General features: G+C 70.9%; 25 protein-coding genes and 1 pseudogene. All 26 read left to right on the top strand.

The annotated features are described in order from the left end of the window. Positions 1-37: 37 nt before the first annotated feature. Positions 38-4,306 carry a phage tail tape measure protein gene (locus tag ACFPZJ_RS01095; protein WP_381015875.1) on the top strand — a complete coding sequence of 1,423 codons (4,269 nt, stop codon included), beginning with the start codon at positions 38-40 and terminating at the stop codon, positions 4,304-4,306. Further along, complete coding sequence (locus ACFPZJ_RS01090) at positions 4,306-5,262, top strand: phage distal tail protein (protein ID WP_381015872.1); 957 nt, start codon at positions 4,306-4,308, stop codon at positions 5,260-5,262. Before ACFPZJ_RS01095 ends, ACFPZJ_RS01090 begins: the two co-directional genes overlap by 1 nt. Before the next feature lie 13 nt (positions 5,263-5,275). Next, on the top strand, positions 5,276-6,202 hold the full coding sequence (locus ACFPZJ_RS01085; protein ID WP_381015870.1) for a hypothetical protein: 927 nt from the start codon (positions 5,276-5,278) through the stop codon (positions 6,200-6,202). Beyond that, positions 6,199-7,308: a hypothetical protein gene (locus tag ACFPZJ_RS01080; protein ID WP_215170673.1), complete on the top strand. Its 1,110-nt coding sequence runs from the start codon at positions 6,199-6,201 to the stop codon at positions 7,306-7,308. The genes ACFPZJ_RS01085 and ACFPZJ_RS01080 overlap by 4 nt, the downstream gene beginning before the upstream one ends. Beyond that, positions 7,309-7,746: a hypothetical protein gene (locus ACFPZJ_RS01075; RefSeq protein ID WP_381015867.1), complete on the top strand. Its 438-nt coding sequence runs from the start codon at positions 7,309-7,311 to the stop codon at positions 7,744-7,746. 148 nt (positions 7,747-7,894) lie between these two features. Next, positions 7,895-8,851 (top strand): annotated as a pseudogene (locus ACFPZJ_RS01070) (peptidoglycan-binding protein); the annotation flags it as partial. 336 nt (positions 8,852-9,187) lie between these two features. Next, complete coding sequence (locus tag ACFPZJ_RS01065; RefSeq protein ID WP_073751616.1) at positions 9,188-9,433, top strand: hypothetical protein; 246 nt, start codon at positions 9,188-9,190, stop codon at positions 9,431-9,433. A gap of 82 nt (positions 9,434-9,515) precedes the next feature. Continuing rightward, positions 9,516-9,965, top strand: coding sequence for a hypothetical protein (locus tag ACFPZJ_RS01060; RefSeq protein ID WP_381015866.1), 450 nt, complete (start codon positions 9,516-9,518; stop codon positions 9,963-9,965). Between the two features lie 155 nt (positions 9,966-10,120). Next, complete coding sequence (locus tag ACFPZJ_RS01055; RefSeq protein ID WP_215170665.1) at positions 10,121-10,693, top strand: hypothetical protein; 573 nt, start codon at positions 10,121-10,123, stop codon at positions 10,691-10,693. 90 nt (positions 10,694-10,783) lie between these two features. Then, a complete protein-coding gene (locus tag ACFPZJ_RS01050) occupies positions 10,784-10,987 on the top strand; it encodes a hypothetical protein (RefSeq protein WP_381015863.1) in 204 nt (67 codons plus the stop codon). Positions 10,988-11,092: 105 nt separating this feature from the next. Beyond that, positions 11,093-11,443 carry a hypothetical protein gene (locus ACFPZJ_RS01045; RefSeq protein ID WP_381015860.1) on the top strand — a complete coding sequence of 117 codons (351 nt, stop codon included), beginning with the start codon at positions 11,093-11,095 and terminating at the stop codon, positions 11,441-11,443. A 27-nt stretch (positions 11,444-11,470) separates the two neighbouring features. Next, entirely contained in the window at positions 11,471-12,478 is a 1,008-nt protein-coding gene (gene bet / locus ACFPZJ_RS01040) for a phage recombination protein Bet (protein ID WP_215170661.1), read from the top strand. Between the two features lie 73 nt (positions 12,479-12,551). After that, positions 12,552-13,685 (top strand): PD-(D/E)XK nuclease family protein, encoded by a 1,134-nt coding sequence (locus ACFPZJ_RS01035; RefSeq protein WP_381017263.1) that lies wholly within the window; start codon positions 12,552-12,554, stop codon positions 13,683-13,685. A 78-nt stretch (positions 13,686-13,763) separates the two neighbouring features. Then, positions 13,764-14,711, top strand: a complete 948-nt coding sequence (locus ACFPZJ_RS01030) for a helix-turn-helix domain-containing protein (RefSeq protein ID WP_381015857.1) — start codon at positions 13,764-13,766, stop codon at positions 14,709-14,711. A 74-nt stretch (positions 14,712-14,785) separates the two neighbouring features. Beyond that, positions 14,786-15,064 carry a hypothetical protein gene (locus ACFPZJ_RS01025; protein ID WP_381015855.1) on the top strand — a complete coding sequence of 93 codons (279 nt, stop codon included), beginning with the start codon at positions 14,786-14,788 and terminating at the stop codon, positions 15,062-15,064. A gap of 89 nt (positions 15,065-15,153) precedes the next feature. Continuing rightward, entirely contained in the window at positions 15,154-15,777 is a 624-nt protein-coding gene (locus ACFPZJ_RS01020) for a hypothetical protein (protein WP_381015853.1), read from the top strand. Between the two features lie 207 nt (positions 15,778-15,984). Next, on the top strand, positions 15,985-17,475 hold the full coding sequence (locus ACFPZJ_RS01015; RefSeq protein WP_381015850.1) for a DNA cytosine methyltransferase: 1,491 nt from the start codon (positions 15,985-15,987) through the stop codon (positions 17,473-17,475). 28 nt (positions 17,476-17,503) lie between these two features. Beyond that, positions 17,504-18,229 (top strand): hypothetical protein, encoded by a 726-nt coding sequence (locus ACFPZJ_RS01010; RefSeq protein WP_381015847.1) that lies wholly within the window; start codon positions 17,504-17,506, stop codon positions 18,227-18,229. A gap of 19 nt (positions 18,230-18,248) precedes the next feature. Next, entirely contained in the window at positions 18,249-18,659 is a 411-nt protein-coding gene (locus ACFPZJ_RS01005; RefSeq protein ID WP_215170650.1) for a hypothetical protein, read from the top strand. 33 nt (positions 18,660-18,692) lie between these two features. Further along, positions 18,693-19,502: a hypothetical protein gene (locus tag ACFPZJ_RS01000; RefSeq protein WP_215170648.1), complete on the top strand. Its 810-nt coding sequence runs from the start codon at positions 18,693-18,695 to the stop codon at positions 19,500-19,502. Positions 19,503-19,659: 157 nt separating this feature from the next. Further along, positions 19,660-20,004 (top strand): HU family DNA-binding protein, encoded by a 345-nt coding sequence (locus ACFPZJ_RS00995; RefSeq protein WP_381015844.1) that lies wholly within the window; start codon positions 19,660-19,662, stop codon positions 20,002-20,004. A gap of 62 nt (positions 20,005-20,066) precedes the next feature. Beyond that, positions 20,067-20,564 (top strand): hypothetical protein, encoded by a 498-nt coding sequence (locus ACFPZJ_RS00990; RefSeq protein WP_215170646.1) that lies wholly within the window; start codon positions 20,067-20,069, stop codon positions 20,562-20,564. After that, on the top strand, positions 20,561-21,388 hold the full coding sequence (locus tag ACFPZJ_RS00985; RefSeq protein ID WP_308114698.1) for a phosphoadenosine phosphosulfate reductase family protein: 828 nt from the start codon (positions 20,561-20,563) through the stop codon (positions 21,386-21,388). Before ACFPZJ_RS00990 ends, ACFPZJ_RS00985 begins: the two co-directional genes overlap by 4 nt. Next, positions 21,385-22,014, top strand: a complete 630-nt coding sequence (locus ACFPZJ_RS00980) for a hypothetical protein (RefSeq protein WP_308114697.1) — start codon at positions 21,385-21,387, stop codon at positions 22,012-22,014. The genes ACFPZJ_RS00985 and ACFPZJ_RS00980 overlap by 4 nt, the downstream gene beginning before the upstream one ends. A gap of 532 nt (positions 22,015-22,546) precedes the next feature. Next, on the top strand, positions 22,547-22,951 hold the full coding sequence (locus tag ACFPZJ_RS00975; RefSeq protein WP_381015842.1) for a hypothetical protein: 405 nt from the start codon (positions 22,547-22,549) through the stop codon (positions 22,949-22,951). A 60-nt stretch (positions 22,952-23,011) separates the two neighbouring features. Further along, entirely contained in the window at positions 23,012-23,314 is a 303-nt protein-coding gene (locus tag ACFPZJ_RS00970) for a hypothetical protein (RefSeq protein WP_215170641.1), read from the top strand. Positions 23,315-23,399: the final 85 nt, after the last annotated feature.

The raw sequence follows: 23,399 nt of genomic DNA, 5'->3' as shown, positions 1-23,399 counted from the left end.
TCCACCCCCGCACCACGTAAGTAAGGAGGCCGCCGCGGTGGCCGGGTTCACCCTCACGGTCGCGATGCGCGCCGAGGTCCGCGACCTGATCGCGGGAACCCGTGCTGCCTCCGCCCAGATGCGGATGCTGGGGGACCGTACCGACGCCGCGAACCGGTCCCTGGCCCGACTGGACGCCAACGGGGCGCGGCTCGCTGCGCAGTTCGCCGCGCTGAATCGTTCCTCCCGTGCGGCCGTCGGCGAGCTGAACCGGATCGCCGCCCGCGCCGGGGCGGCCCGTGCGGCGCTGCGCGCGGCCGGGGACGACGGCGCTCGGTCTATGTCCCGGCTCCAGCGGGCGACCGCCGGGGCCGGTCGCCGGGGCCTGTCCGCCACGAACATGCTCGCCGGCGGCGCCCTCGTCCTCGGCACCGGCGAGATGATCGAGGAGGGCAACCGCTACCAGCGGCAGATGAACCTGTTCCGGGCGGTGACCGGCGCGACGGCGGCGCAGATGAAGCGCGCCGCCGTCGTCGCTCAGGAACTCGGCAATGACCTGACGCTGCCCACGTCCACGTCGGCGGATGCCGTCGAGGGCATGGTCGAGCTGAGCAAGGCCGGTTTCCGTGCGGATCAGTCGATCGACGCCGTACGCGCCTCGCTCCAGCTCGCGGCGGCGGCCGACGTCAACGCCGCCACGTCGGCCAAGTACTTGGGCGACATCATGGATCAGTACGGCCTCGGTGCTGATCAGGCGTCCAAGGCGTCGGACACCCTCGCGGCCACGGCGAACAACGCCTCCGGCTCCATCACCGACATCTACTACTCGATGCGGTACGCGGGACCGGTCGCGAACGCGCTCGGCGTCAGCCTCCAGGACACCGCCGCCGCGGTCGGCATGCTCGGCAAGAGCGGCATCCTCGGGCAGACGGCCGGCACTAGCTTGCGCGGGATCTTCGCCAACCTGGCGGCGCCGACGCCGATCATGAGGAACGCCCTGCGGGATCTCGGCATTGAAGCCTGGGACGCGCAGGGACGCTTCAAGGGCCTGCGCACGGTGATCGACGGCCTGTCGAAGGCCGAACACTCCATGAGCCAGAAGGACTTCGCGGCTGGAGTGACCCGTGCCTTCGGTAAGCCCGCCCTGTCCGGCGCGGTGGCGCTCGCCCACCAGGGGACCGAGTCCTTCGACGCCCTGTCGATGGCGGTACGGCAGACCGGTTCGGCAGCGTCCATCACTGCCTCGCGCGGCCAGGGTCTCGCCGGTGCGATGACGCAGCTGCGCACCCAGGCCAAGCAGACTGGGATCGCCCTGTACGAGGGGATGGCGCCCGGCCTGGAGTGGGTGACCCGTCTGCTCACCCGCGGGATGGCCGGGGCCACCCCGTACCTGACCACGGCCCTCGACTACGGCCGCGACATCGCCACCCTGTACGGCCCCGACCTGAAGGAGGCGACCAAGGACGGGCTCAGCGGGCTCATCGATGAGGCCAAGGAGCTGATCGGGCCGCTCACGGAGATCGGTGAGCACTCGCTGGCCACCGGCCTGAACCTGCTGATCAACGCCGCAAGCACCCTGGGCGACGTCCTGGAGAACGCCGCCGACGGCGCGGAACCGCTCCTCAAGGCCGTCGCCGGGCTCGGTGAGGAGGGCGGCGCGGCGGCCCGCACGCTCGACATCATCGCCACCGTCGGCAACGTGGCCATGGACGCGGTCTCCGGGCTGTCCCTGGTCCTCGTTCCCATCGGCCACCTCGTAGGCGGGCTGGTCAGCGCGTTCGGCGCGCTGCCCGCGCCGATCCAGTCGGCCGCGCTGGCAATGCTCCTGTTCCGCCGCGCGCAGCCCGCCCTGACGAACATGGCGAACACCATGACCGGCCCCGTCCGGTCCGGGGTGCAGTCCTTCAACCAGCAGATGCGGGTGCAGCAGTCCTTGGCCGCCGCATCCGGCGTCGCGCTGTCCCGGTACGGAGCGGCATGGGCAGCGGTCCAGGCTCGTGTCGGATTCCTCGGGAACATGACGGCTGCGTTCCGCAGCGCGAACGGCGCCGGGCAGACGTTCGTCGGCACGCTCAACGGGGTCGGCAGGGCAGCTGGATCCGGACTGCGCTCGGCGCTCGGAGGCGTGACCAACGCGCTCGGCGGACCGTTCGGGGTCGTCATGGCGGGCGTGTCGGTGGGGTTGGGATTGCTCGCGGCGCGCCAGCAGAAGGCCGCGCAGGCCGCTGCCGAACACCAGCAGCGCGTCTCCACCCTGACGTCCGCGCTGCGTGAGTCCGGGGGACAGATCGACAGCAACGTCCGCCAGCAGGCGGCCCAGGCCCTGCTGGACACGAAGACCGAACAAGGCCAGCTCACCAAGGTCATGGAGCAGGCCGGCGTGCCGCTCGCGTCGCTCACGGACGCGTACCTGGGTCAGGGCACCTCGCTGGACGCGCTGCAGAAGCAGCTCCAGGCCACCGCCGACAAGCACAAGGTGTGGAAGGACGTCGCCGGAGGCAAGGCGACCATCCAGGACTACTCCGAGGTCGGCCAGCAGTACAAGGACGCCGCCGACGCGCTCGGCAGCGTCAAGGGCGAGATGGCCGAGTCGGTGAAGAACGCGAAGGAGCTCGCCAAGGCCACCAAGGGGGCCGGGGACGGCCCTTCCGCATACGACCGGTTGAAGGCGGCCGTCGGCGGTCTGGCAGACGAGACCGCCGACGCCGACACGCGCACGCGCTCACTGAAGTCGGCGCTCGACCTGCTGTCGGGCGGCCAGATCTCTCTTCAGGCAGCCAAGGCCAAGGTGAACTCCGCCGTCCTCGACTTGCAGGAAGGCAGCAAGAGCGTCAACCGCGGCCAGGGCTACGGCGGCAAGCAGCTCGTCAACGAGGACAAGACCCTCAACACCACGACGAGGAATGGGCAGCAGCTCTACACCCAGCTCACCGCCCTGTCCGACGCGGCGGCCGACGCCTCGGTGGCCACCTACGACCTGGCCATCCGCAACGGTGAGTCGCTGCCCGCGGCGCTGTCGAAGGCCAGCGGGGAGATGAGCCGCGCCCGCGCGGAGGCGATCCGAGCCGCACGCGGCTACGGGCTGACCAAGGCCCAAGCCGAGGGCGTCGCCGACAGCCTCGGCCTGCTGCCGTCGAAGGTGTCGCTGCTGCTCCAGACCAAGGGCATGGACAGCACGTTGGCGAACCTGATCGCGGTGCAGGCCGAGTTCCACAGGCTGCCGAAACAGAAAACGATCAAGGTTGACTCGCTGAGCGACGGGGCGCAGAAGAAGCTGCGCAGTCTCGGCTTCACGGTCAAGACGGTGCCAGGCACACGACAGATCAAGATCACCGCTCCGACCGCGGGCGTCCGCAAGAACCTGGACGTGCTGATCGACAAGCTCGGGCAGACCCCGAAGTCGAAGAACGTGAAGGTGTCGGCGCCGACCGCCGCGGCGATCAAGAGCCTTGAGGCCGTGCAGGCGAAGATCCGGGCGACGCCCGGCGCGAAGAGCGTCCGGGTCAGCGCGCCGACCGCGGGCGCCCGCAAGGAGCTGGAGTCGCTCGGCTTCCGCATCAAGAAGATCCCCGGCTCCAAGGACGTGAAGGTCACGGTTCCCACCGGGGGCCCGACCAAGGCGGCCGACACGATCCAGGGCCGCATCAACGCGCTGCGCGGCAAAGAGGTGACCGTCACCACGCGCCACGTGACGATCTTCGACCAGCTCCGCGAGTCGAACGCCTCCATCGCCGACGCCATCCAGAAGCAGGCCGACGCCCAGGCCCGCGCTGCCAAGAAGCAGGCCGACGGCGGAGTCGTCGACTACTTCGCCGACGGCGGGATCACCGGCCCCCGTCGCCGCGAGCAGCACGTCGCGCAGATCGCCCCGGCCGGGAGCTGGCGCATCTGGGGTGAGCCCGAGACCGGCGGGGAGGCCTACGTGCCTCTGGCCGCCTCGAAGCGTGACCGCAGCAAGGCGATCGTGGAGACCGTGGTCGACCGGTTCGGTGGCCAGGTCGAGTGGTACGCCAACGGCGGCGTACGAGGCCGGAGCAGCCGCGACTACAACCCGATGCTCGCCAGCAGCTTCAAGCAGGCCCGAAGCGTCGCGGCCATGGCGGGCGTCGTGCGCTCCTTCGACATCCGCACCGGCAGCGACCGCGCCCGCACCCGTGTGGTGGACGCCCGCGCCGGCGGGCGGGTCCAGGTCGTCGTCGTACGCGAGCAACAGCCGCTGATCGGCTCCATGCCGGTCACCGTCACCGACAGCTCCGCCACCCCCGAGCAGATCGGCAACGAGATGATGCGCACCCTGCGCAACGCGCAGCGGGGCGGGAGAGTGTGATGACCACAGCACCGAACAAGCACAGCCGCCCCGAACTGGCCGCGTGGCAGTACGAGATCGGCGGTGTCGTCCTCGGCACCGGCAGCTACGTACCGGTCGGGAACATCGAAGGGCTCGGGTCACCCGGCACCCGGCCGCAGGACGCCGACAACTCGAACAGCGATGGCACGTCCCCGGGCCGGGACTTCTACGGTCCGCGCCCTCTGCGCTTCGAGGCGGGCATCAAGACGCCCGGCGACCCGGTGAAGGCCGCCGAAATCCTCGCCCGGCTGGAGCGGGCCCTGGACACCCCCGACGCCCGTACCAATCCCGACGGCCGTCACGTCCTGCGAGGCAGGTGGCCCGGGCATGCAACGCGCCGTATGTACGGGCGACTTCGTCGTATGGAGGCGGCCAGCACAGCCAACGCGGTGCACGGGTGGATACCCCTCGACATCGAATTCGTCGGCCTGGACAACCCCCGCTGGTACGACGACGAACTGTCGAAGCTGACGCTCGGCCTCGACCAGGCCGCCCGCCCCCGCAGCAGGGACCGCACCGTCGATGAGGCAATGGGCCGACCCGCCGCCTGCCGCCGCCCGGCCGACCCACACCACCCCCCGGCCGACGACCGTCCCGGATGGGTCACCAACCACGGCGACGTGCCGACCTACCCGAGCCTGCGCGTGCACGGCCCAGTCACCGACCCACGCATCTGGAACACGGCTACCCGCCGCGTCCTCGAACTCGACCAGTCGCTGCGCGACGGCGAGTGGGTGGAGATAGAGACCCGGCCCGGCACCTGCTGGGCCCTGCGCAACGGCACCGTCAACGTCGCCAACTACCTCAGCCCCGCATCCCGTCTCGACCTGTTCACTCTGCCGCCCGGACGGTCCGAGATCGCGTGGAGCGCGAACGACCCGTCCGGCACCGCGCGCCTCGAGGTGGCGTGGCGGTCGGCGTACACCACCCTGTGAACGGAGAGCACTCGTGACGCTGCAACCCCCGATGATGGTGCGCGGGGCCGACCACTCCGCCCGCGCGATGCGCCTGATGATCCGCGACCTTGCTCGCGGCCGGCAGGGCGTCGCCGGGAGCGAGGACCTGAAGGTCCGGCCGCTGGAGACCCCTGGCCCCGGTGTTCGGGTCGGCGACGGCTCGGCACTGATCCACGGTGCCCGGCCGTGGCAAGGGGCCTACACCCAGTCCAACATTGGCGACACCGTGGTCGACGTGCCGCCGACCGGGCCGGTGGCCCGTACCGACCTGCTCGTGCTGCGCATCGAGGACCCGGAATTCGAAGGCGACCGCGACCCGCAACGCCAGAACATCGGCTACTTCCACCTCATCCAGAACATCGGCTCCCAGGACACCACCGCGCTGCGGGAGATGACGGCGATCCCGCTGGCCCGCATCACCATCCCCCGGAACACCGCGACGATCACCGCCGAGATGATCACCGACCTGCGGCGGCTGGCCAACCCGCGCACCGAGCGCACGCTGCGCACCGTGCACCCGACCACCACGGAGAAGGTGCCCGGCAAGCACGGCCAGTGGGCGGCCTGGCCCAAGGAGGCCGCCTGGGACCTCGACGTCCCGGCCTGGGCGACGACGGCCACCATCGTCGTCACCCTCTCTGGCCTGCGCGCCGAGGCGGGGTCCGTCTATGCAGAGCTGCGCACCCGGCTCGGGGAGCGCGCCGCTAAGCCGACCGTTGTGGACGACGACGGCACCACCACCCGCCGCTCCTCGGTGACCTTGGCCGACACGCTCGCCGTGCCGCCCGCTTACCGGGGCACCCGCCAGCACCTGGCCGTCGAGATCAACCAGATCGACAAGTACGGCGACGGCGATCTGACCGTGGCCAAGGGCACGACGGTCACGCTCGACGTCGCGTTCACGGAAGGGCCTGCGTGACGATGGCCGACTACCGCTACATCGTTGCGCGCGCCGCGACCGGCGATGTTCTGCACTGGAATCTGCCGCTGAGCGAGGTCGAGTACGGCCCGGAGATATCCGGGCCTGGCTCGTTGAAGGCGACCCTGCCGACCGCGTTCCGCCGCTCGCTGTCGGACGCGCTCGACGCCGGCGACACGGTGCTCCTCGTCGAGCGCAACGCCCGCCTCGACTGGGGCGGGCTGCTGTGGCGCGCCGAACCGGAGGGCAACACCCTGCCCGTTGAAGCCTCCGGGTTCACGAGCTACCTCCACCGCCGCTTCGACCTGCACGGCAACCTCGACGGCCGCGGCCCGTACATCGAAGCGGACCCGTGCGACGTGATCCGCGATGTGTGGGCCTACGCCCAGGCGCAGCCGGACGGCGACCTCGGCGTGGTCGTGGACGACACGAAGTCCAAGGCGAAGACCGGCACCGCGAAGGACCCCTTCACCACCTCCAAGACCGACCCGCGCAATCTCGGCGAGATCGTGGATGAGATGGCCGAGATCGATGACGGCCTGGAGTGGTCGGAGACCGTGGCATGGCGCGGGCGCCGTGCCGAGCGCCGCATCATCCTCGGTGCGCCGCGCCTTGGCCGGCGCCGCGAGGACCTGACGTTCACCACCGGCGCCAACGTGGTCGGCACCCCGCACGTCATCAAGGACGCCGACTCTTACGCCCAGTGGGTCATCGGCCTGGGCGCGGGCGAGGGCAAGAAGCGCAAGGTCGTCGTGGACGGCGTGCGCAACGGCCGCCTGCGCCTGGAACACCGGCTGGAGACGAGCGAGAAGGACGAGGCGAAGCTGAAGCAGCGGGCCCGCCGCGAGCGGCTGGCCCGCCAGGTCCTGCCCTCCCTGACCGAGCTGGAGATCATCGACCACCCGGCGGCTCCGATCGAGGCCCTGCGCATCGGGGACGACGTACGGATCCGTCTGTTCGAGCCGCACACCGAGTACGACGGCTGGTGCCGGATCGTCGGCTGGACGGTGCGGCCCGGCGAGGGCGAGACGGCCGAGCGCGTGACGTTGAAGCTGGAGCGCACGAACAAGCCCGAGGACGAGACGGGCGAGGAAGAGGAGCAGTAGGTGCCGGACACGATCGCCGACCTCGGCCGCCGACTGGCCAAGCTGGAGAAGCGGGTCGTCACCCTGGAGCGCGCCCACCGCGCGCCGTACCCGGAGTGGCGCGACCTTCCGCTGACCGGCGACACCACCGTCCCCGACGAGGAGCAGCCGCCGCAGTTCCGCGCCAACCCCTGGGACACGACCGAATTCTGCGGCCGTATCGGACTGGCGAGCGGCCGGGCCTCCGACGAGCAACTGGTTGCGCTGCTGCCCGAGGGGTACTGGCCGCAAGCCCCGCGCACGGTCGACGTCGCCTCCGACGCGGCACGCCGCAGCCTCCAGCTCGACATCGACCCCAAGGGCCTGGTGCGGCTGCGCGTCCAGGGCGGCGGCAGCGTCCGCGCGTCCTGGATCAGCCTCGACAGCACATCGTTCCGGACCGACCGCGCCGACACCTGACCGGCTGCGCACCCCGGCCACCGGCCGGTGCGCCGCCGGTAGCATGACGCCTGGGTGACCCTCCACCTGCTTCGCACTCCCGAGGGACCGGACCGCCGCGGCGGCCACGGCCGACTGCCATCCGGCGCAGGGGAGAAGGATGAAGCGCGTGGCTACACCGCTGAGCGCGGACAGGTTCCTGTCCGTGCTGAAGGGCGCCGGGCTCGGCGTGGTCGAGCACGGCAAATGGCGCACCCACAACCGGAATACCCACGGCAACTGGGGCCCCGCGAACGGGGTCATGATCCACCACACCGGGCCGTACAGCTCCGAGAAGGACATGGTGGAGCTGTGCCGCGTCGGCTACCAGGATCTCCCAGGTCCCCTGTGCCATGGCGTCATCGACCGGTCCGGGACGATCCACCTGGTCGGCTACGGCCGGACCAATCACGCCGGCATGGGAGACACGGACGTCCTGCTCGCGGTTATCGCGGAGAAGACGGACCTCCCGCGCGACAACGAAGCGGATACCGACGGCAACCGGCATTTCTACGGCTTCGAGTGCATCAACACCGGGAGTCAGCCGTGGCCGGCGGCCCAGCTCGACGCGATGGCGCGGGCGGCGGCGGCCATCTGCCGTGCGCACGGCTGGAACGAGCACTCCGTCATCGGCCACAAGGAGTGGCAGCCGGGGAAGCCGGATCCGGGCGGCATCGACATGGACGACTTCCGCGCCCGGGTCGCCCGGCACCTCAAGGACGCCGGTAAGCCGAAGCCCGGCCCGAAGCCCAAGCCGAAGCCCGGCCCGAAGCCCAAGCCGAAGCCGGACCCGAAGCCCAAGCCGAAGCCGGACCCGAAGCCCAAGCCGAAGCCGACACCGAAGTATGCGGCGTACCCGGGCAAGCAGTTCTTCCGCGAGGGGCGTTCCTCCCCGGTGATCGCCGCGATGGCGAAGCGGCTGATCGCCGAGGGCTGCGACTCCTACGACACGCCGCCCGGCCCGGTGTGGAACGACGCGCACCGCCGCTCGTATGCGGCCTACCAGATCAAACGCGGCCACCACGGCGCCGACGCCGACGGCATTCCCGGCCCGCAGACCTGGGCGGACCTGCGCGTCCCGCACCAGGCCGGTGCCGCCGACCTCACCCCCACCCCCACCACCCCGAACCAGGAGCACGACCCGATGCCGCAGGCCCTTGCCGATGTCGCCGAGCGCACCGTTGCCACCTACCTCCAGGCGCTGCTGGGCCTGATGGCAGCCTCCAGCACGACGGACATGGTGTCCCTTTCGGCGTGGCAGGCCGCCGCGGTCTCCGCCATACCGGCTGCGCTCAGCGCGCTGAAGTCCACCCTCGGCACCGTCCTGGGCAGGCCCGGAACGGCCTCGTGGCTGCCGATGAAGCGCGACCCGGCCACGCCCCAGCACTGATCACCGGGCAGCGAGAGAACAGGAGGAAGGACTGTGCCCGAAGGACAGGTCGCGCTCGCCCTGGCGGAGCTGCGCCAGGCGCTGGAGGTCGGATTCGCCCGCATCGACGGACAGTTGGCGCTACTCGTCCAGCGCAGCGACCAAACGGACAAGGCCCTGGAAGATCTGGAGGAAAGGGTGAGCGCGCTGGAGAAGACCAGATGGCCGCTGCCGACCCTCGCCGTACTGGCCAGCATCACCGCGGTGGTGCTCACCGCCTTCAGCCTGGCCCGCGGCTGAGACGAACACCCAGGCTGTAAAGCGGTGTTGTCCGACAGCGCGCATAGCGTGAGGGCGCACTTGTTCCTGCGGCCTGGGGGTCATGATGGATACGACACACCTGCTCGTCACCGACCTGGAGGTGGACTCCGCTCTCGCGAACCCGGCGGTCCCGGCCGCCGTTCGCGCGGTGTGGCAACCGCTCTGGGAGTCGGAGGTCCGGCTGGATGAGGTTCTGGCGTTCGACGTGCCGGACGCGGAGCTGGATGACCGCCTGGTCGTCATCCGGCACGCGAAGGAAGGCGACGTCTACGAGGCCGGGATCACCGCGTCGGCGGCCAACGCGCTGCGCGAGCTGATCGGGTCCCGCACGGACGGACCGCTGTTCACGCTGGGAGGGCGGCGGCTGACCAAGGGCGAGGTGGCGACCGCCTTCCGGGAGGTGACCGGCGGGCGCACGATCCACGCCCTGCAGTTCACGCGACAGAGGAAGGAGCAGGGCTCGACCCGGCTCAGTTCCACCGCCGACCAGCCCGAGGGCAAGACCGCGTAGAGCGCGCGGCAACGCACACGGCCCCCGCCGAAGCGGGGGCCGTTTGGCCTCTTGGAGAAAGACCGCCGCCACCATAGCAGCGACCGCCGCGCCCGCCGGCGTACGCGTACGGCTACGCTGCCCTCTGCATCCAGGGCAGACACCGGAGGACGGGGATGAGTCGGGGCAAGCCGTATCTGGTCGGGCACCAGGAGTTCGCCGCGCTGTACCGCGTCGATCCGAAGCAGGTTGCGCAGTGGCTGTCCCCGAGCCGCGGCAGCGTGCTGGATCCGGAGACCGCCATCGTCGTCAGCGGGGTGCGGTACTGGCCGCTCGGCTTCGCGGCCGGGTGGGGAGCGACCACGGCGCGGTTTCGCCAGGTCGACCTGGGTGTGAAGGCGCGGATCATCGCGGAGCAGGGCGAGGGCTGGGAGCCGGGCCTGGGGGATGAGCTGCCGCCGATCGTCGGCCAGCAGGAGATCATCGAGCTATTCCACCTGCCCGCGCAGGGCAACTTGGCGACGACCATCGCGACAGGGCGGTTCCCGGAGCACGACTGGCTGCTGTCCGGGTCGATGCTCTGGATGCTGGACACCGTCCTCGACGCCGTCCCCAAGCTCCGCGAGAGCGCGCGCAGCTTGCCCTGGGATGTGGACGAACAGGTCGTCGCCGCCCTGCGCGACGGCACGTACGACGGGCCCGGCAGTCGCGTGCTGACCCGAGGTCGCCACGCCCGAAAGGCCCTCTGACCTGCGCAAACAGTGTACTTGGCCCCGAATTGCGAATAAGATATAAGCAATCCCCGTTACGGGGGTCCGCAGTTCACCAAGGAGGCAGCAGTGCAGTTCACCGCCACACCGGACGGCGGCGAGATTGTGGCCATGGATGCCCGAGAGGCCCTGGTCCTCGAAGGGGCCCTCTCGCTCTACGTCCTCAAGCACCCCGACTCCAACGTCGCCGTCGATGCCCTACGAGCCGCAACGGCGGCCAACGAGGCCCGTGAGGCGCGCATGGAGGAAGCGGCCGATCGGGCCTCTTTCTGACGTCGGGCCGAGCGTGTGAAGTCGCGCCTGTAATCGGTGGGGTTGATCATCTGTCCGCCGATCCGCAAGATAGGTGACATTCTTGAAAGAAGTCATCATCAGGGGATGGGTATGGCAGCCGTCCAGGACGAGATACCGGGCCTGGTCATCCACACCGTGAAGCAGCCGGACGGCCAGCCGGCGTCCATCCAGGCCCAGTTCGAGACGTTCCACCAGCTCAACCCCTGGGTGCTGCGCGCGCTGGAGGCCCTGACTGCCGATTACCTGAAGCGCGGCGCGAGCCGTGTCGGCATCGGGATGCTCTTCGAGGTCCTGCGCTGGCGCTACGTCACGGCGACCGAAGGCGACGAGTTCCGCCTCAACAACAACTTCCGCAGCCGGTACGTCCGGCTCCTGATCGAGCGCCACCCCGAATGGGCGGGCGCCTTCGAGGTCCGCAGCCTGCGGACCGAGTGAAGCAACCCTCTTGGAGAGACACGACCCATGAACCAACCCACCGAACAGCAGGACGGCGACACGGCGTCGGCCGCACCGGCGCCGACCGCCCCCGAGAAGTTGCCCGAACGCAGCGTCTCCCAGAGCGCCGTCGTTCTGCGCGCCGACCAAGTCGAGTTCGACGCACGTCAGGTGGCCGCCCTGTCGCTGATCAGCCCCGGACTCGCCCAGGCACCGCGTGCCCAACTGGCCTTGTTCTTCCACTTCTGCGTGCGGTCCGGCCTCGACCCGTTCGCGCGGCAGATCTACATGATCGGCCGCACCAACTGGAAGGCCGCCGACAACCCCGACGAGCCGGAGAAGACCTGGACCATCCAGACCGGCATCGACGGCTTCCGCACGGTCGCCCACCGCGCGGCCAGCAAGGCCGGGGAGTCCATCTCGTACGAGGACACCGTCTATTACGACTCCGAGGGCAACGCCCACGAGGTCTGGCTGTCGAAGGCGTACCCGGCCGCGGTCAAGGTCACCGTCCTGCGCGGCACCAGCCGGTTCCCCATGATCGCCCGCTGGGACGAGTTCGCCCCGACGTACTACGACCGCAAGCAGGGCGCGTACGTCGTGGCGAAGATGTGGCAGCAGATGCCCGCCCACATGCTCCGCAAGTGCGCCGAGGCCGGCGCGCTGCGCATGGCCGCACCGCAGGACCTGTCCGGCGTGTACGTGGATGAGGAGATGGCGCGGGCCGACGCTGAAGCCGTCGTCCGCGAGGCGGAAGAGGCGACCCGACGCCTGCGCGAGGCCGCCGGGCTCGAAGCGGGCGACGACAAGGGCGGCAACGACAAGGGCGACGCGAAGGAGGAGTCCGCCGAGGACTCCCAGGCTGGGGACCGGGACGAGAGCACGGAGCAGCCCGCGCCGAGGAAGCGGGCGCGTGCCGCGAAGAAGGCTCCCCCGGAGGCCAAGCCGGACACCGCCGCGGAGTCCGACGAGGCCCCGGCTCCGGCGAAGCGCACCCAGCGCAAGCGGCCCTCCGCTCCCCGCCGCGCCTCCTGACCCTGTCGACACCGGGTGCCGCCCGCTGTCGGGCGGGCGGCACCCCATCCTCTTGGAGAACACCGTGACCACCATGGCCATCGCGCCGGAGCGGCCCGTCAGCCTGTGGCCCGCCGCTCACGCGGCGGACGCACGCCGCCCCCGCTCCCAACAGACCAAGCTCGGCGCCAGCGACACCGTGTGCGCACGCCGGGCCGGGTACCTCCTGCACGGCCGCACCCCGACCGACGTCGGCGAGAAGCGGAAGGCGATTCTCGGAACCTGGCTACACGCCGGGATACTTGAGGCCGCCCGCGAGGAGTACGGCTGGCTCGTCGAGCGCCGCGTCGAGGACGAGACCGTCCGGGGCCACATCGACGCCGTCCAGCTCGACAGCGCCACCGCCGCCCGGCTCCCGAAGCGGCTGCGCCCCACGCTCCCGGCCGAGGAAACGACCGTCGAGGACGTGAAGACGAAGAGCACGTACCAGTGGGACAGCGTCCTGCGGTACGGCGCGAGCGAGGCCGAGCTGAGGCAGGTGTACCTGTACGCCGATCTGCTCGGCACGGAGGGCTTCGCCAGCGTCCGGGGCCAGCGGCAGCTTGCCCACCTCGGGCCGGTGCCGGTCGCCCGCATCCGCTTCCGGTTCATCAACCGCGACTCGGGTGACGACCACGTTCAGGAGATCGCCTACGAGGCCGACCGCGCCCGCCGTGCCCGCTGGTGGGTTCAGCAGGTGCGGGCCGCCGCTTCCCCAGAGGAGCTGCCGCGCACCTTCCAGGGGCCGGGCATCTCCGCGATCTGCGACCACTGCCCCTTCCGCACCGCGTGCTGGGGGCCTCTGGTCGCCGGGCGCTCCCCGCAGAGCCAGCTCATCCACGACGACGAGGAACGCGCGAAGGCGCTGGCCGAGTACGCCGAGGTCTCCGAGCAGATCAAGCCGCTCAAGGACAGGCAGAAGTTCCTGCGCGCCCAGCTCGAAGGCTCCGAACCCGGTGTCTACGGCGACAACGTCCTGAAGTGGAGCGGCGGCAACCCGACCAAGGTCGATGACGTCGAGGCGATGGTCGCGCTGTACCGCCGTGCGGGGCTGGAGGTGCCGATGGTGCCCGACGCGGCGTCGATGAAGGCGATGTTGAAGGAGGTGGGCATCCCCGTGCCTACGCGCCTCGACCACGACCGGCGGACCGCGGTGAGCATCAACGTCACCGCGCGCAAGAAGCCCTGATCGCGCCACACGGCGGGGGCGGAGCCGGCGTGCTCCGTCCTCGCCCCCGCGGGGCGGGGCCAGACGGAACACGGAGAGGTGCCGGTGAGCATCCAATTGATGGTGGTGGCCGCCTACCTGCCGAAGGAGGTGATCAACACCACGCAGAAGCTCGTCCTCATGAAGATCGCGGACTCGGCCGACGACCAGACCCGGCTGGCCCGGCCGGGCCTGGAGCGGATGATGGCCTGGGCCGGCGTAGGGGAGAAGCAGGTCATCACGGTGGTGACCCAGCTCGTCGGCCTCGGCCTGGTCGAGCGGGTCACGATCGGACGTGTCGGCCGCCGCGCCGAGTACCGGGTGTTCCCGCACGGCGTGCCTCCCATCCCGTCGACGGAGGAGTTGATCGAGCGGCGCCGGACGGCGCAGCGTGCCCCGACCAACCCCCGGCTGGCCCGCAAGACCGCGCGCCGCAAGCCGTCGTCGGCGGCCCGGACACAACAGGATGTCGCCGCACGGGAAGAGGCACGGGCCGCCGCCGAGGCCGCTTCGGAGCCAGGGTTGCCCCAGGGGAACCCTGATGACGCTCCGGGCAGGGTTGCCCTGGGGGAACCCAGTGGGTTGCCCTCGGGAAACCGGGCGGGTTCCCCTGGGGAAACCCCTTCTCTTCCTTCTTCTTCCTCTTCTCTTCCTCACCCCCCTACCCCCACGGCTGACGCCGCAGGGGAGCCGGAGGCGGAGCGCGGAGAGCCGCAGCGGGCGGGTTGCCCGAAGCACGCCGAGCCGGTGTCGAACTGTCGCGGGTGCGGAACGAACCCACGTGCCGGGAGGGAGCAGGCGCGGCGCGAAGCGGCCGACCGCGAGCACCGCCAGCAGCAGGACTGGCTACGGCAGTTCTTCGCCGAGCAGGAGCGGCGCGTTGCGGCAACGGACCCGCAAGCTCTGGAGATGGCCCGCCAACGGGTGCGAGAGCTGGCACGAATGGGCCGCGAGAAGGGCGCCAACTCCCGGCAGAGACAGGGGCATTCACGAGATCGGCAACATTGACGCCTCGGTGTACGCCGTTAAGATATAAGCATGAGTTCGGAACCCACCGAACTCACGACCTCTTGGAGACCACCTTGACCGACACGCTCACCCCGACCCCCGACGTCTACGTCGTGGTCGCCGAAGTGATCCACGGCTCACCGGTCGCACCGCGCCTCGGCGACCACCTCTACTGCTCGGCCGAGTGCGCCGAACACGGCGTCCGCGAGCTCGTCAGCGACCTGAGCAACGAGGAAGGCGGCAGCGGCTTCGTCCTGCCCCACGAGGGGCGCGCGATCGGCTGCGTCGTCACCCGCGGCGGCCGGATGTGGTCGGTGCAGATCCTCGCCCGCAGTGAACTGCCCACCATCTGACATCCGCTTCACCTGAGATAGGTGACATTTTTCAGCGGCGGGCGTGCTTTCTGTGCGCCCGCCGTGCACACCCTCTTGGAGACCAGCACATGACCACCACCATCGCGGCTCTGCCCGACCACAACCGCACCACCGACCCGCTGTGGCAGCGGCTCTTCCACCGCTACAGCCACGTCATCACCCCGCTGCGCTACGCGGGTTGGGTCACCGACGTCGAGACCGCCGGAGGAGGCGAGTTCTTCGTCCGTGCCGACCTGCGGGACGGCACGGAGCTGATCATCGCCTCCGAGCACAGCCTGCCCGCCGACGCCGCTGAGGTGAACGGCTGGACGGCCGTCCGTCGGGATGTGCAGGACCCGAGCAAGCACACCGTCCTGTACGACTCCACCCCCAACGGCCCCCAGCGCCACCACCGCAACAGCCTGATCCCGCTGCTGGCCCGCATCGACGGCCTCGACGTTCCCCGCCGCGCACCCCGGCTGATCGTCTCGGCCACGCACACCGCGCCGTACGGCGCGAGCCACAACCAGACCGCCGGGATCGAGGGTGCGGCCACCGCCATCGCCCGCTTCTCGGAGTGGTCCCAGCGGCTCACCGACCACGAGGGCTACCGCCGCGTCTGGCAGCGGCCCCAGGCGGACGGCTACCCGCTGGCGCTGTTCGAGTCCGCCGGACACATCACGACCGTCCGCGTCACCCGCAGCGATGACTGACCGGCCGCGCCGCGCACCGCGCCCCTCCGGGGGCGCGGACCGGTGATCTGGCTGCTGATCGTGTGCGCCCTCGGCTTGCTGGGGTTCACCGCCCTCGGCATCGAGGACAGCCGCCACCACCGCGCGTTACGCGCCTCCGACGAGTCCTGACCACGGTCGCCCGGCCCAGCCGGGCCGGGCGGCCCCGCCTCTTGGAGACCTAAGACCGTGCCCCGATCCATCCACCTGCTCTGCGGAGCGGGCGGAGATGCCACCGGCCTGTTGGAAGCCGGTTACGACCCCATCCTCGGCATCAACCACTGGCAGACCGCCGTCGACACGTTCGGGCTCAACCACCCGAATGCGGCGGCGCGCTGCGCCGACATCCAGAACTACCCCATGCGCTGGCTCCCGAAGGCCCTCGTGCTGTGGGCCAGCGTCATCTGCACCGAGGTCAGCCCCGCCGGCGGGAAGAAGCGGCCCGACCCGGCGCAGGACGCACTGTTCGAGGAAGAGGAGCAGTGGCGCGAACTGCCCCCGGAAGCCTTCGAGATGACCCGGGTAACCGCCTGGTGCGTGCTGCGCGCTGCCGAGGCGAAGCGGTTCTCGTGCGTCGTCGTGGAGAACGTCGTCGAGTTCATCACCGACTGGCTGCTGTTCCCCGAGTGGATCCGCGCCATGAAGAAGCTCGGCTACCGCGTCCAGATCGTCTCCGTGTCCTCCGCGCACATCGGGTCGGAGACCAATCCGAACGCCCCGCAGTGGCGCGACCGCGTGTACCTGGTCTTCACCCTCACCGGGATCCGCCGACCCGACCTCGCCCCCCGTCCACTGGCGTACTGCTTCGAGTGCGGGCGGGACGTCAAGGCGCGCCAGAGTTGGCGCGACCCGCGGGTGAAGGTCGGCAAGTACCAGCAGCAGTACGACTACCGCTGCCCGAACAGCCGCTGTGGCCACGCGCTGGTGGAGCCGTACGTCCGGCCCGCCTCCGACGTGATCATGTGGGACGACATCGGCCAGCGCATCGGGGACCGCGCCCGCCCGCTGGTGCCGAACACCATGCGCCGCATCGCGGCCGGACTGGCGAAGTTCCCCTACGAGCCGTCCGTCGTCACCCTCACGCACGGCAAGGACGGCACCGACCGCGCGTTCGCCCCGCGCACCCGGCCGCTGCCCACCCGCACGGCCAAGCTCGGTGAGGCCCTGCTGGTGCCCGTGGGCGGCTCGTGGAACGACACGGCCTCGCCCATCGAGGAGCCCATGCGCACCCGCACCACCCGCGAGAGCGAAGCCCTCGTCACGGTGGACCCGTTCATCGTCGAGTTCCGCAACAACTGCGACGCCGCGCCGATCGACGCCCCGCTGAGCACCATCGCCACGGCCCGCCACCACGGCCTGGTCGTCCCCGACGGCAACGTCCGCACCCGCGTCCGCAACACGTTGGTGATCCCGTACCGCAAAGCCGCGCCGAAGACCGCGGGCGAGCCGCTGCACACCCTGTCGACCCGCGACTCGGCGGCCATCGTGCGGACCGCGCCCGCCATCGAGGACTGCTACTTCCGCATGTTGCAGCCCCGCGAGCAGCTATCGGTCCAGCGGTTCCCCGAGACGTACGAGGTCGTCGGCACCAAGGCCGCCCAGACCCAGCAGGCCGGCAACGCCGTGTCGGTCAACGTCGCCCGCTGGATCGGTGAACGCCTCAAGCCCGTCCTCGCCTGACCCCCTGTAGAAGAAGGAGAGCACCGTCATGACCCCTGCCGTATGCGATCAGCTAGCCGTCCTCGCCCAGCAGCGCGAGGAGTTGGACGCCGAGCGGCGCCGTTTCGAGAAGGCGTACTGCCTGGCTGTCCTGGACCACATCAGCGCGAGGATCCGCGCGCTGTGCCCCGAGGCCGTCTATGTCACCTTCGACTACAACGGCAAGACGCGGTCGCTGGAGCTGGCGGGCGTGCTCGGCGCGCAGCCCAGCCCCCTTGGGACCTGCCCCTGGCTGTGGGAGAACGGCGACGACGAGCACCCTCTCGAAGAGATCGCCGTCGACATCGAACTGGACGTGCAGAGCGCGCTGGCGCCGTACGACTCCCCGGCCTGGGCCACCGTCGTACGCAACAGCGCCAGCGACAGCAACTGGCTCCTGGAGCTGCCCCCGGCCGACCGCGCAGCCCGCGTGGCGGATCTGATACGCGGGCACCACCCCGCGGCAACGGCGGTCATCGTGGACAGCCGCGCAGGCGGGGGCCGCGTCATCGGGGTCATCGAGGAGCAGGCGGACGGTGGCGCCCCCGCCCCCGTTGCCCGGCCTCGGCTCAGCGCCCCGTGCGACGACGCTGTCACTCGCCTCGTGGCACAGGTCGTTCTCCTCCCCCCGCTGGCCGACCGTCACCTGATGCCGCTCCCGCGCGGCTTCGCCCACCCGTACGGCTCCAGCGTCAGCGATCAGGTCCGCCTGATGCCGCTGCCGCCAACCGCCTAGCGCACGGGAGGAGGAGCAGATGAGCGGCAACGGGTGGGTCGGTGAGGCCCCCTGCGCCGGGGACACCCGCTTCACGTCCGAGGAGACGGCGGCCGAAGCCCCGACGGAGCCGCTGGTCCTCTCCCTCCTCGCGGCCTGCCAGGGCTGCCCGTTCCGGTCGCAGTGCATCGACCTGGTCATGCCGAGCACGAGCCTGTTCGACGGCGTGTGCGGCGGACGGCTCTGGCACAACGGGCAGGTCCTCGCGACCTGCGAGGGCGCTCAGCCCGCCGAACTACGCGAGCGCGGCCGACGCCCGATCACCCACGGCACCGAAGCCGGTGCCCGTGCCCACAACCGGCGCGGGGAGCGCGCGTGCTCCCTGTGCCTGGAGGCCGGACGGCTCGCCCAGCAGGCCCGCCGGGCCCGCAAACGCGCCTACGGCTCCTGATCATCACCCCTACAACTCCTGCGGAGACCCACCATGTTCACCGTCAAGGCCCGCGACCTGGCGGCCATCCTCGACCAGGCCGCCCCGCACCGCTTCCAGGCGGGCGAGGACGCATGCGACCTCGACGCCCTGATCCTCGACTGCACCCCCGGCCACCTCCACGTCGTCGCGTGCAGCGACCGCACGCTCGCCGTCGCCCGCACCCCCGTCGCGGGCGACGTGTGGACGGCCCCCGTCGGCTACGACGACGCCACCGCGCTGCGCGGCTGGCTGGAGTCGTCCGACACCGTCACCGTCGAGCACGTCACCAGCGGCGGCCATCAGCTGCTCCGCTTCACCGAGGGCGTCGCCCAGCTCACCGTCCCCGCCGCACCCCACGTCGGCCGCCTGCCGTGGCGGTCCCTGCTGCGCCTGGTGCTCGACGCCCGTGAACACCCGCTGGCGCAGGGGCGCCCCGTGCAGCTCAGCGCCGACGACCTGTCCCGGTGGCTGAACGCCGGCGGCAATGGCGAGGCGATCGAGTTCCGCTCCCTGGGACCGGTGGGCACCTTGGTGACCGCCGGACCCGACTTCCTCGGCCTCCAGACCCCGCACGGCTGGGACGGCCCGGAGCCCGGTCGGGGATGGTCCTCGTCGCTGCGCACCCGCCTGTTCCTCTTCGCCGGGCAGCTCCTCGAGGTCGGGGCGCGCTACGCGGACTGGACGGGTACGGCATGGGTCGTGCCCGCCCGGCCCCGCTCCGGCGAGGAGCCGTGGTTGATCTCGGCCGACTACGCGGCCGTCGCCCTGCCCATCTCCCACGTGCTCGCGGTCGGCAAGTTCCTCGTTCGTCTGCCCGACTGAGCCGAAATAGGTGACATTCATGAACCATGTTGTGCGCTCCCGCGCTCCGGTGTGCGGACAGCTCTCGGACCCCGGCTACGGACTGAACCCGTGGCCCGCCGCGTGGCGCGCCCGCCCTCGACTCCTGCGGCCCAGCCGAATCGAATGGAATCCCTCTGTGAACAAGGCCCAGCTCATCCAGGCCGTGGCGAAGACGACCGGCAACCGCGCGCAGGCGGCCGACGCCGTGGAGGCCGCGCTCGATGCGATCGTCCGCGCCGTCGCCGCCGGTGAAGTCGTCTCCGTCACCGGATTCGGCAGCCTCACCCCCCGGGTGCGCCCTGCCCGCACCGCCCGCAACCCGCAGACCGGTGAGCCGGTGGAGGTCGCCGAGCGCCGGGTCGTGAAGTTCCGCCCCGGCGTCCGGTTCCAGGACCTCGTCGCGGGCCGCCGGTCCATGCCCGAGTCCGGCAACTGCATCCAGAAGGACCGCCCCAAGACCCACAAGGTCGCCCGCCCGTAACCCGCTGCACACCAGGGGCCGTCCCGGCACGCGCCGGGACGGCCCCGCCGAAGGAGTTCGAGATGAACGACCGTTCCGTGGGCGTCGAGATCGACGCCACCGCGAAGTGGCTGGAGGAGCGGGGCATAGTCGGCGCGGCCGGTCTGCTGCGGCGCGTCGCGCGCCAGAGGGACGACGCCGTACGAAGGCTCGGCCTTTACCCCGCCTCGCCCGCGCACCAGACGGGCGGCGAGCGCCCCGCCCCGCGTGACCTGGACGCCGCCGCCGAAGCGGCGATGCTGCGCACCGACGTGGCACGTCTCCAGACCCTGGCCGAGCGGGCCGGCTGGGTACCAGACCCGGCCGCGAAGCGCCTGTTGCGCTGGCGCGACGGCTGGTGGGAGCTGGGCCACCGCCGCAGGAACCCGAAGGACGGCTACCACGACACCGGCTGGTACCTGTGGGGGCCGGTCGGCAGCTACGACGGCGAGTGGGTCGACCGCCACAAGGGACCGGCCATGGCCGAGGCAGAGCGCCTGATCAGCAAGCACCTTTCCGCGACCGGGGAAGGCCAGCGGTGAGCGGCCAGATAGAACTGGTCAGCGCCCGCGCCGTGCACGGCCCCGAGCCGGTGCCCGACCTGTCCGCCGCCGACCGCATCGTCATCAGCAACAGCGGCGGCAAGGACAGCATCGTGGCCATGGATGAGGCCGTACGCCTGGGCGACGAGGCCGGAGTCCGCGACCGCATGGTGGTCCTGCACATCGATCTCGGAACCACTCCGCGCGGCCACAGCGTGGAGTGGCCCGGCACCGTGGACCTGGCGCGCCGCCAGGCCGCCCACTACGGACTTCCCTTCGAGGTCCGGCGCATGACGAAGTGGCCGTCCCTGTTCCACCGCATCCGGGCGCGCGGCCAGTTTCCGCACCTCATGACCCGGTTCTGCACCTCGGAGAAGAGGGGCGTGGCGCACCGGTTCATGACCGAGCAGGTCAACGCCCTCGGCATCTTCGGCCGCCCGGCGCGGATCGTGCACGTCATGGGATTCCGGGCGGAGGAGTCCCGTGCCCGCGCCCGGCGGCCCGCCGTCGAGATCGACCACCGGGCCAGCAGCGGGCGCCGCACCGTGACCCAGTGGTACCCGGTGCTGCGCTGGAGCACCGCCGAGGTGTGGCAGCGCATCCGGGACCGCGGTCTGCCCTACCACTGGGCGTACGACGCCGGCATGTCCCGGCTCTCGTGCAGCCTGTGCGTCCTGGCCTCCGCCCCGGACCTGACGTGCGCGGCCGGGCTCCGGCCCGAGCTGGCGCGCGAGTACGCCGACCTGGAAGAGGAGCTGGGCGTCCCGTTCCGGCGGGAGCTGTCGATGGCCGAGGTCATCAGGCGAGCGGGAGGTGCCGCGTGACCGCCGAGCCCCAGAGCGCCCCGGTGACCCTGCCCAGCGTGCAGGAGAAGGGGGAGTGGCAGCCGTGCGTCCTCGGTCTCGACCTGTCGCTGACCTCGACCGGCATCGCGGGGACAGACTGGGCACGCGCCTACCGGCCCGGCCGCCGCCGCAGCCACGAGCGGCTGGACTGGCTGCTCGCGGCCGTTGCGCTGAGCGTGAAGGACGGCGCGGACCTGGTGGTCGTCGAGGGCGCCGCCTACGCCCAGGGCGGGCAGGCCGGGCACCACGAGCTGGCCGGGCTGTGGTGGCTGGTTACGCAGTACCTGTGGCGCCACCGCATCCCCTACGCCGTGGTGACCCCGCACGGGCGCACGATCTACGCGACCGGCCGGGCCAACCCGGCCCAGGACTTCCCGCGCAAGGACCGGGCCCGGATCGCGAAGGGCATGGTGCGCTCGGTGGCCGTCGAGCGGTACGGCGTCCCGTGCGAAGGGCCGGGCCGCTACGACCAGGCGGACGCCACGATCCTCGCCGCGATGGGGCTCGACTGGCTCGGCTACCCGACGGTGCCCGTGCCCGACTCGCACCGCCGCGCGCTGGAGGCCGTCCGCTGGCCCGATCTCATTCCGGCAGCCGCGAATTAGGGAATTGAATTGCGGAAATTAAATGCGCATTCATTCGGTCACACCTTGCTTCTGGGGTATTTGCCATTAAGATATAAGTAAGAAATTCGGGAAACGCCTGAATGGGAAGGGGAATTGGAATGGAAACCCAGAACCACGGATGCGGCTGCGAGTGCAACAGCGGCGGATTCTGCGGCGGCTGCGGCCACGCCGGATGCGGCGGACGCCGCTAACCATCTCCGAACCCCACCAGCACCCCGCGCCCCCGGCCCACCGCCGGGGGCGCACCCATACGCGCAAGCGCCTCTTGGAGACCCAATGACCGACTACTCGCCCGGAATCCGCGAACTCGCCCACCAGATAGGGCTCGACCCCGAACACGTCGCATACGCCGTGCGCTTCGCCTCACGCACCTTCGCCCGCGTGCAGGTGACCACCGGCATGACCCTCGACCAGTTCCGCCGCCTGTTCACCCAGGACCGGCACTCCATCGTGATCGTCGCGAACATCGCCATGCGCCCACGCCGGCCGCCGCGACGACGCCCAACTCCTCATGACCATCTACAAGGCCGCCGTCGGCCGCCTCCCGTACGAGCGGCCCCTGCACACCGGCGTCGGCACCCTGCCCGAGTACCACGGCCACAAGCAGATCCAGGAGGCCGTACGCATCCTGACCGCCGCCGGAATGCCGCCCATCCACACCGACGGCGTCCACGAACTGCGCCCCGGCTTCCAGGTCATGCCCGACGACACCGGAGACCTGCCCGGCTGGGTGTTCATCAAGCCCGACCCCGACGCCAAGGCCCGCACCGGCTTCGCGGGCGGAGACCTCGGCTACCTCGCCGTCATGCGCTGGGCCGGATGGGGCGTCATCACCGAACGCCTCCCCGGCGGCCTGTACGCCGCCTGCCACCCCGACCACCAGGGCAACCCCTTCCCCACCGCCCCCACCTCCTGACCCGCCCGTGCCCGGCCGCCCCGCGCGGCCGGGCACGGCCGACCAGAAAGGCATCAGCCCGTGAAGCTCCCCGTCGACAAGGCCACCCTGGCGGCCTGGTCCGCCCTGCTCGGCCTCACCGACAAGCAGACCGCCGCGACCCTCGCCGAGATCGAGAAGACCCTGCGCATCGGCTACGAGCACCGCCCCGACGAGCTGCGCGACACCAGCTTCGACCAGCTCATCAGCGACATGGACACCGACGAGGCGGCCCTGATGTTCCTCATCAACGGCCTGCGGCAGGCCGGGTACCCCGCCGCTGCCTACGACGTCGAGATCCGCGGCATCTTCGCCACCCTCCGGGACCTCCAGCAGACCAGCTGACCCCGCTCACCACCCCATCCACCCGCCGCCCCGGCCGCGCACCGCGCACCGGGGCGGCCCCATGCGCGCCCGCAGAAAGGAACCC

The sequence above is a fragment of the Streptomyces bullii genome (assembly GCF_042657145.1).
Lineage (GTDB): Bacteria > Actinomycetota > Actinomycetes > Streptomycetales > Streptomycetaceae > Streptomyces > Streptomyces bullii.
Note: the sequence above shows the minus strand (reverse complement) of the source record. Positions and strands in the feature narration are given on the sequence as shown.

Coding starts and splice junctions, on each gene's coding strand:
- ACFPZJ_RS01035 (WP_381017263.1), top strand. CDS start 12,552: ATGGCCATCGCGCCGGAGCGGCCCGTCAGCCTGTGGCCCGCCGCTCAC.
- ACFPZJ_RS01090 (WP_381015872.1), top strand. CDS start 4,306: ATGACCACAGCACCGAACAAGCACAGCCGCCCCGAACTGGCCGCGTGG.
- ACFPZJ_RS01060 (WP_381015866.1), top strand. CDS start 9,516: ATGATGGATACGACACACCTGCTCGTCACCGACCTGGAGGTGGACTCC.
- ACFPZJ_RS01005 (WP_215170650.1), top strand. CDS start 18,249: ATGAGCGGCAACGGGTGGGTCGGTGAGGCCCCCTGCGCCGGGGACACC.
- ACFPZJ_RS00975 (WP_381015842.1), top strand. CDS start 22,547: ATGACCATCTACAAGGCCGCCGTCGGCCGCCTCCCGTACGAGCGGCCC.
- ACFPZJ_RS01045 (WP_381015860.1), top strand. CDS start 11,093: ATGGGTATGGCAGCCGTCCAGGACGAGATACCGGGCCTGGTCATCCAC.
- ACFPZJ_RS01020 (WP_381015853.1), top strand. CDS start 15,154: ATGACCACCACCATCGCGGCTCTGCCCGACCACAACCGCACCACCGAC.
- ACFPZJ_RS01000 (WP_215170648.1), top strand. CDS start 18,693: ATGTTCACCGTCAAGGCCCGCGACCTGGCGGCCATCCTCGACCAGGCC.
- ACFPZJ_RS01010 (WP_381015847.1), top strand. CDS start 17,504: ATGACCCCTGCCGTATGCGATCAGCTAGCCGTCCTCGCCCAGCAGCGC.
- ACFPZJ_RS00990 (WP_215170646.1), top strand. CDS start 20,067: ATGAACGACCGTTCCGTGGGCGTCGAGATCGACGCCACCGCGAAGTGG.
- bet (WP_215170661.1), top strand. CDS start 11,471: ATGAACCAACCCACCGAACAGCAGGACGGCGACACGGCGTCGGCCGCA.
- ACFPZJ_RS01055 (WP_215170665.1), top strand. CDS start 10,121: ATGAGTCGGGGCAAGCCGTATCTGGTCGGGCACCAGGAGTTCGCCGCG.